Below are 7,884 nucleotides of genomic sequence, written 5' to 3' on the forward strand. Positions count from 1 at the left end.
TCGTAGATCATATAGCCGTGGTCGCGCGTGATAAACGCCGTAGTCCAGATTGGATCGAGGATCTTCAGATCGGCTTGCGGCACGATCCGCAACACCTTGGATGCATCCTGCGCGTTCGCCATCGTCACAGCACTCGCAATCACTACGCCAGCTATACATCGAGTCAAAGATTGCTTCAACATGATTCACCCCCTAAGAAGAAACAGGAAACAACACAGAATGAGTCAGGCCGTATGCTTGCGTGATGTCTGCGGCTGCGTCCATTCGCCGCCCTCCTCGACATGCTCGGTAAGCTTGGCGATACAGTGGAAAAGCATTTGCTTTTCTTCCAACGACAGTACAGACATGAGTTGCTCGTCGAAGCGCTTGCCGATCTTGTCGCACTTGCTGACAATTGCCTTGCCCTTCCTGGTCAAGTGCAGGTTGATCACCCGCGCGTCCTCCGTTCCCGTCGACCGTACCAGCAGGCCGCGCTTGGCGAGTGCGGTGACCAGCTTCGAGACTAGCGTCTTTTCAAGGTACGTCAGTACAATCAGCGGACCGAGCGAAATGCCCGGCTGCATGTCGACAAAACGCAGCACGCGCAGGTCGCGCAGGGTTACGCCGCATTCGGCCTCGTAGAGATCCGACGCCACGCCCTTGGCCAACGCACTTAGTACATCAAGACGGAAGTTAAGATGCTCCAGTCGTGGATACGGCGCCTTCGACATACTCTCCTCCCATTCGAGCATGCTTGATTACATGCAAATTGCAACAATTGAACTTTCCACATGAATGGGAGTTGCACGAAGCGTGCCATCAGGCAAAAGCCCGGGCGCGTGGAGGATTGAGCGTTTGGCACACAGCAATGCGCACTTTCCACGCACAAGAAGCGGGAAACAATGCGCGAGGACGGTGCACTGCCCCGTACCGGGGCCACGTCGCGCGGCTTCAGGTTCGCAACATAGACACTCGCCGGCACAGGGTCATTGCCCAATATTTAGGGCGCGGTCTATTCTGATGTCTTTCACATACGCGAAAGGAGTCCTTCGATGAAATACCCGAGCATCGCCGTTGGGGCATTAGGTGGCACGATATGCATGACGGCTGACGATGCCCAAGTAGGCGCGTTGCCGCGACTTTCCGCGCAACAATTGGTGTCGGCCGTCCCCGGACTGGTTGATATCGCGGAGATTCACGCCGCTACCTTGCTGCAATTGCCCAGCCCCTCGCTTAACTTTGCGCACGTGTTGGACAGCCTCGCGTGGGCGGAGAGCATGGTATCCGCCGGCGCCAACGGCATCGTTCTGACCCAGGGGACCGACACCCTAGAAGAGACCGCCTTCCTGCTTGATCTGCTGTGGACGCATCCTCAACCGCTGGTGGTCACGGGCGCGATGCGCACGCCGCTGACCGCAGGTGCGGACGGTCCTGCCAACATCCTTGCAGCGGTGGCTTGCGCGGCCGACAGTAGCAGTTGCGGCCGCGGCGTCTGCGTGGTGATGAACAACACGATTCATGAGGCACGCTGGGTGCGCAAGGCGAACTCGATGTCAGTTGAAACCTTCGAATCGGCGGTGATGGGACCTGCCGGTATGGTTCTCGAAGGCACTCCGCAGTACTTCCGGCCACCGTCAAAGCGGTATCGCGAGCACTTTGCGAAGCCTGATATGTCAGTGCGCGTGGCACTCGTTGAAACATGCCTTGGCGAGACCGGTGAGATGCTCAATGCGGTTGCCCAGGCGGGTTACCACGGCATCGTGATATCGGCTTACGGCGCTGGGCATGTCTCGCATGACGAAGCAAAGTGTATCGAGGCTTTGGCGCCTCGGTTGCCGATTGTCATCGCCACCCGCACAGGATCGGGATCGACGGCCGCTCGGACCTATGGCTTTCCTGGTTCGGAGATCGACCTCGCCCGCCGCGGCGCCTACTTTTCGGGATGGCTCGCCCCCCGCAAAGCACGCCTCTTGCTGTGGCTGCTGCTAGCGACGGCCGCGCCACTCAGCGCGTGCGCCGCCGCGTTTGAGTTTTGGAAGCGCGTCGACAGCATCGAATAGATGCGCCGCGCCGTGTGAGGTGATCGCACGGCAACCACCAATTTCGCGCCGCATGCGATTTCGCGCGCAATGCTCTCCAGTCCGGCATGCCAAACCGCTTTTTCGATGCCAGCACCACGATGTGCGCATCGCGTTCCACCTGGCGACAGCTGCAACCAGATGCATAGCGCCTGATCGCGGGCGAAGCGGGCTTATTTGCGGCACGGTTTGCTCGCCCGCAAGCACCAGATCGCCCTGCTGTACAGGCAGCCATGCCTCGCGAATGCCTCGCTAGTTGAACGACGGCATGCGCGGAATCTACGGCGTCGACGTGGAGACCAGTGTATTCAGACAACGGTAACGGCTAGATGGCTATTCGATTACGAGATTGCAATAGCCGAGCTGACTTCGAAGCCGGCCCCGCTTTGCGCGTGGTGCTTGGCGGCGTGGTGGATCTCGCGTGAGTGTGCGGCTTCCTGGCTAACCATCGGCGCTGACTTGCGCGAGATATTGACTCCTCCCGACAAGTCGTGCACGAAGCTAGCCCATGGAAATCTTGAATGTCCTCCCCCCGCCAAATCTTCCCACGAACGTCTTGGATAGCCGAACTTCCTCCGGCATGGATTCGAGCTCCACGAGCGAAAAATCGCAGTGATTAGAGAGGCCGAGCCGGCCAGCGGTGATGAGTACCGCCTTGGTACATCCATCCGCGCGAGCGCGCGTCAGTATGCTGCCGACAAGGTGCGTCGCAATTTGATGACCACGATACTCTTGAAGCACACCAACGGACCGCACAACAACCGTCTCTCCATATTGCTCGGCGCAAGCACAACCGACTACCCGCTCATCTAATACAGCGAGATGAAAGAAGCGCAATGCTTGATCGACGACATCGTTAGGCAATCCACAACACTCAAGAACATCCACGATAGCAGACTCTTGCGTAGTGGGCGATGGGCCAACTCCCGCTTGTTTCCTCGCAAACGGCAAAGCGGGCATGCGGGGCTTCCATTTTCCACAGTGTGGGGCACAGGATTTTCGTCATCGTACGCTTGCAATCCGATGCTTCCAGCATTGACAATCAGGTTGCCTTTTACTGTCTGGTACGCTCGTGGCAGATGCGAGTGGCCGCAGATTACCAAGCGATGTTGGACCATGCCTAGCCATAAGGCGTTGTTCGATCAGTTGATCTGCAACTACCTTCAGCTTCTCGCGATAGTCGGCCTCGGAGGCGTCACGCTCCTCATTCGATAGTCGCGAGTCGCCGGTGGCGGTACGATCGGCCACAGTCTTTGCAAACGGAAACGCTGCACCACTCGTCGAGCACAGATCCCCTTTGGCATAACCTTCCTTGCGGGTTGTACGCCCCGCAAGGAGTGTTTGCCGGCCCGATCTACTTCCGCAAATAAGAGTAAGTACACCGCTACTAAACCTGCCCCCTGCGATTGCCACTGCGCCTCTTATCTTGTTCGCTACGAATGCACACGCTCACGGGTGCCACGGGGCTCAGGCGTGTGTCTCCGTCATCTTTTTGCCGACAAGATCGCCCAATTGCGCTTGGGTAACCCAATTGCGCATGGCCCCTTTGTTGGCTTGCAGTGCTTTATGCAGCGCCTCGAACGCCAATTCGATGGAAGCCTCCTGCTGGGCTTTGTCGGCAACGGCGTGCCCGATCGTGTGCTTATGCCAATGACCATCACGCTTGCGGCGAATCCCCGCAATTGCAACTCCCTTCTTGACAAAGGCCTCCACGACATATTCCTCGGCATCCTGACCCAGTTGCTTGCTAAGTAGCGAGCAGACGGCGGCCTGCCATTGTCCGGATTGCTGCGCGTGCGTCATATAGATTCCTCGCTCCCTTTCAGAAAAACGTCAAGAGCGTTTGCCCTGGCGCTGTTGGCCCTTGTTGCCTGACCAACTATACGGCAGCCTCTGCCGCGGGTAAACGCGGAATTTTCTTGGCCCGACGCCGTAAGGCGGCGATTAGATATATATATAGGAACACTTGAAAGATGTATTTAGGCGATTGGGTTCAGTGGTCTCGGCTCGAGGAAATGAAACGTCGTAAAAAAACCCGCAATAGGCGGGTAGTTTTGCGAGCCTAAAAAGTCATTCTGCTCTGAAGGGACCAGACGGTTTTTAACGCTTCTGCGGCGTATTCGGCAGTGCTGGAGTTTGCATCGAAGCTTACGATGCGGTGTCACTCGCCGCTTTCACGTCACTTTCAACCGCTTCCACCAGTTCCGCAGTTGGTTCGAACACCGACTCATAGGACGATTCCGGCGCTTCCATGATCCTCGTCCTCAACACTAAGGCGGTTTTCTCGGTTGCGGCAATTGCGCTTTCCGCGACGTTGCCGAGGAGGTCCTGTGCTCGACCAGCGAAATTCTCATACTGGCGTTGCACTTCGCGTGTGACTTCGGCCCTGTGTGGAAGAAAACATCGCGCGCAGATGTCGATTGTAGGCAGCTACCTTTTCCGGAAACTGCGGGAATCGGGCCATTCTTTCCATTTGTAACTGGTAGGCAAGATCCCCATCATCCTAGATACCCTTGTCGCCAACGGACGTGACCGAGTTCAACGTCGGCGGCGAGAAACTGTACCTATCGCCCGTGATGGATCTGTACAACGGTGAGATCGTCGCCTACCAGATGGCCGTGCGGCCGACCTTCGACCTTGTCCACGTTATGGTCAAGAAAGCTCTGGCCAAGCTGGAGCATCACGACACATCGTTCTTGCCCTCGGACCAGGGATGGTAGTACCAGATGCCACCCGCCTACCGCCCCCTATTGGAACAACATGCCCTGACCCAAAGCATGTCCCGCAAGGGAAACTGCAATAGACAATGCCGCCATGGAAAGCTTCTTCGGCACGCTCCGAGTTCTTCTTCACGCTGAGCAAATTTACCGGTCTGGACCAGCTTCAGGCTGGCCAGGTCGATCCACTACAATCACGAGCGCATCAAGCTGAAGCTAAAAGGGCTGAGTCCCGTGCAAGACAGGACCCAGCCCTTAGGCGCCCAGCGATTTAACTGTCCGACTTCTTGAGGTCAGTTCGGACTGGTCCTCCTTTTTTTAGCCGCTTACCATATATTTCCGGGACCGCATCGGCAGATCCGTGCCGGCAATCACACCCACCTGAAATTCGGCATCAGGTCGCTGTGCTCGTCGATACTGACGCCGCCCAGTTCGTTGATCATCCGCTTCATGGATTCCTTGGATTTCGAGTCGCAACTGGCAATCAGCAGCAACTGGCCCGGTGCCATTTGCGCCTTCTGCCGACCCAGCCCGAGGCGGCCGATCTTGACGCCGACCAATCCGCCGATCCACCAGCCGATCATCGCGCCAAGCGCGATAGCGCCAACATACGCAAGGGCAGTGGCGCCCGTACCGGCAGAGACTCCGTATCTGAAAATTACCAGCGCGGCGATGATCGCGCCGACGAAAAGTCCGGTGATCGCCGCTTCTTCGCGATACGTCGTCTGGCCGATGTCAATTCTCGGCAATCCATCAACTGCCTGATTGTTGCGCTGGACAAACCACGGCCCCGCGACGAGTGCTGATGTGCCGGCCAGCTCGCCAAATCGCGCTTGCGCCAGCCTCGCCGTGGCGACGTCATTCAGCCTGAAATACAGCAGCGTACGCATGGTGTTACCTCACTCAATCTCAATCTCAATTTCCACTTCCGGCGAACCGGCGGATGTTTGCGTGATGATTCCGGCCCAAGCTCCAGTGCCCCTTGACCGCGGGGCAGGATGGCGACCGCAGGTTGGGCCAGCCTTCGTTGACAGCGCGATCCCAGTCAATCAGTAGTGTGGCTGCCTGATGCCATTGGGTTGCCACCAGGCGTATGAATCCAAATCTCTGGATGCTTCTCTTCGGCAACTGGCCGACCTGGCGGTCGCGCAGCAGGCGCATGGCGGGAATGGCCCGGTAGGTGGTCTTCGCAGGATTGTTCGGCACGATATTTCCTTCATTGTTTGGATGGCTGGCCGTGTGGCGACAGTTGTGACCGGACACCATCGCTGTGGGCTCCGGTCTTCCATTGCGAACGGGTAATCATTTCCATCCGTCCCGCATTGCCGAGGATCTTCACGGCATCATCGTCATGATGACATCGCGGCTCGGCCAGCCTGAAACGCGGAAGGGCAGCAAAGAAAGCGGCAATCAACCTGGCGATCGGCATTACGGCCGCAAAGGGCCCCAATCGCCGGACATCGATTGCATCGATCCTTGCGAACGACCGATTTCCTTGGTTACCGGGGCAGTGGACGACCCAATCCACCCTATAAGGAGCCTCGCCTTTTAACAAGATTGGTTTGTGGTGGGTTTCGAGGTGTGGGGAGCGTTTCCTTGGGTGGAGGGACGAGTTGGCATGAAGCGGCGGGAGAGACTGCACACCTATAATCGGCCTTGGTGGACGGATTCACTGCACGTCCGGGCCCGGATAGTAACCGCGCAGCAGGACTCCATCCAAGTTGCGGCGAATACACGTGATGTGGCGCCTGGTGGATTGCCGAGTTCGCCTGCTGCCGGTCTAAGCTGTCGCTATCGTTGCCTGTTGCGTCCTGGTGGTGGGATGTAATTGCAGGAAGTGTCGCGCTCACTTGGCCGCGTTCGAGCGGGCATGGGCGGGATCGAATTTTTCCCCTTTCGCGAGGATGGCCCAAAGGATGCGGGCGTGCTTGTTGGCTATTGCAACCAAGGCCTTGTAGTAGCCGACGCGGGCCTGCAGTTGGACAATCCAGCGCGAGAGCCGGTCGTTGCGCCGGGGCGCGGTATGGAGTGCAGCACGCGCGCCAAGGAAAAGCAGCATGCGCAGATACTGGTTGCCCTGCTTCGTGATGCGGCCCAGGCGCTGCTTTCCGCCGCTGCTCTTCTGTCTGGGCACGGTGCCGAGCCAAGCTGCCATCTGCCGGCCGTTTTTGAACTGCCGGGCATCGACGATGGTGGCGACGGTGGCGGACGTGGTGAGCGGCCCGACGCCACACATATCCATGCATCGCTTTGCCTGGGGATCCTGACGGGCATGCGTGACGATCTGCCGGTCGAACCAGGCGATTTCCTGGTCAAGTGCTTGCCACTGCGCCCAGCCACGCATCAGTGCCTCACGTGCGGTGCCGGTCAGTTCGTTGGTGCCGTCGTCGAGACTTTCCATGAAGTGAGCGTGCAGTCGATCTATGCCCTGCGGGAGGAACACGCCGCATTCGGCAAGCAGCCCGCGCAGTCGGTTCACGAGTGCCGTGCGTTCCTCGACGTAGCCGGTGCGCAGACGGTGGAGCACCAGCACGCTTTGCTGAGCCGGGGACTTGACCGGCACAAAGCGCATTTGCGGACGGCTCGCGGCTTCGCAGACAGCTTCGGCGTCGAGAGCGTCGTTCTTCATGCGCGAGCCGCCCTTGCGGTATGGCGCCACAAATTGCGGTGGAATGAGGCGTACGTCGTGCCCGAGCGAGCAGAGCTTGCGGGCCCAGTAGTGCGCGGCGCTACAGGCTTCCATGGCCACAAGACAGGGTGGGATATTCGTGAACCAGTTGAGGAAATTTGCACGACTAATCGCCTTGCGCGTGACGACGTGGCCAGATTGGTCGACGGCATGGACCTGCATGATGTTCTTGGCAAGGTCGACTCCGATGCGGGCAATCGTGTTCATGGTTTCCCTCCTTCCTGGAAGCTGGTCGGCATCTCAACCATGATGGCATGGGATTGTGCCGGTGGGGCTAAAGGCGAGGCTCCTTACCAATTCAAGTTAAGCATCAACAATTAGGCATCAACAGGCCTTATAAGCAACATGTCGATGAGGTTTGTGGCGAGGCGGACGAGGCTTGGCGCGATCCGGCCGCACGCGATGGATACGTGTTGCGATC

General features: G+C 58.3%; 8 protein-coding genes and 2 pseudogenes. 2 read left to right on the plus strand and 8 right to left on the minus strand.

Annotation, left to right across the window (positions count from 1 at the left end; genetic code table 11):
* Both ACGLHR_RS49645 and ACGLHR_RS49650 read right to left on the minus strand, forming a co-directional pair.
* Positions 1–182, minus strand: a pseudogene (locus ACGLHR_RS49645) (ABC transporter substrate-binding protein); the annotation flags it as partial.
* Positions 183–224: 42 nt separating this feature from the next.
* Positions 225–731, minus strand: a complete 507-nt coding sequence (locus ACGLHR_RS49650) for a MarR family winged helix-turn-helix transcriptional regulator (RefSeq protein WP_400103234.1) — start codon at positions 729–731, stop codon at positions 225–227.
* Positions 732–1,031: 300 nt separating this feature from the next.
* Here ACGLHR_RS49650 and ACGLHR_RS49655 point away from each other — a divergent pair, with 300 nt between their 5' ends.
* Positions 1,032–2,039, plus strand: coding sequence for an asparaginase (locus tag ACGLHR_RS49655; protein ID WP_400103236.1), 1,008 nt, complete (start codon positions 1,032–1,034; stop codon positions 2,037–2,039).
* A gap of 519 nt (positions 2,040–2,558) precedes the next feature.
* Here the strand turns inward: ACGLHR_RS49655 and ACGLHR_RS49660 are convergent.
* Together ACGLHR_RS49660 and ACGLHR_RS49665 are read right to left on the minus strand one after the other, a co-directional pair.
* Positions 2,559–2,945 (minus strand): GNAT family N-acetyltransferase, encoded by a 387-nt coding sequence (locus ACGLHR_RS49660; protein ID WP_400103238.1) that lies wholly within the window; start codon positions 2,943–2,945, stop codon positions 2,559–2,561.
* Positions 2,946–3,524: 579 nt separating this feature from the next.
* A complete protein-coding gene (locus ACGLHR_RS49665) occupies positions 3,525–3,860 on the minus strand; it encodes a hypothetical protein (RefSeq protein WP_400103240.1) in 336 nt (111 codons plus the stop codon).
* A gap of 719 nt (positions 3,861–4,579) precedes the next feature.
* Here ACGLHR_RS49665 and ACGLHR_RS49670 point away from each other — a divergent pair.
* Positions 4,580–5,065 (plus strand): annotated as a pseudogene (locus ACGLHR_RS49670) (DDE-type integrase/transposase/recombinase); the annotation flags it as partial.
* A gap of 80 nt (positions 5,066–5,145) precedes the next feature.
* Here the strand turns inward: ACGLHR_RS49670 and ACGLHR_RS49675 are convergent.
* The 4 genes from ACGLHR_RS49675 to ACGLHR_RS49690 all read right to left on the minus strand — a co-directional run bounded on the left by ACGLHR_RS49675 (position 5,146) and on the right by ACGLHR_RS49690 (position 7,670).
* Entirely contained in the window at positions 5,146–5,664 is a 519-nt protein-coding gene (locus ACGLHR_RS49675) for a hypothetical protein (RefSeq protein ID WP_400103242.1), read from the minus strand.
* A gap of 25 nt (positions 5,665–5,689) precedes the next feature.
* Positions 5,690–5,980: a hypothetical protein gene (locus tag ACGLHR_RS49680; RefSeq protein WP_400103244.1), complete on the minus strand. Its 291-nt coding sequence runs from the start codon at positions 5,978–5,980 to the stop codon at positions 5,690–5,692.
* 10 nt (positions 5,981–5,990) lie between these two features.
* Complete coding sequence (locus tag ACGLHR_RS49685) at positions 5,991–6,203, minus strand: hypothetical protein (RefSeq protein ID WP_400103246.1); 213 nt, start codon at positions 6,201–6,203, stop codon at positions 5,991–5,993.
* Between the two features lie 417 nt (positions 6,204–6,620).
* A complete protein-coding gene (locus ACGLHR_RS49690; protein ID WP_400103248.1) occupies positions 6,621–7,670 on the minus strand; it encodes an IS110 family transposase in 1,050 nt (349 codons plus the stop codon).
* Between the last annotated feature and the right edge of the window lie 214 nt (positions 7,671–7,884).

Origin of the sequence: Cupriavidus sp. CuC1 (assembly GCF_044627735.1) — a bacterium.
Taxonomy (GTDB): domain Bacteria; phylum Pseudomonadota; class Gammaproteobacteria; order Burkholderiales; family Burkholderiaceae; genus Cupriavidus; species Cupriavidus ulmosensis.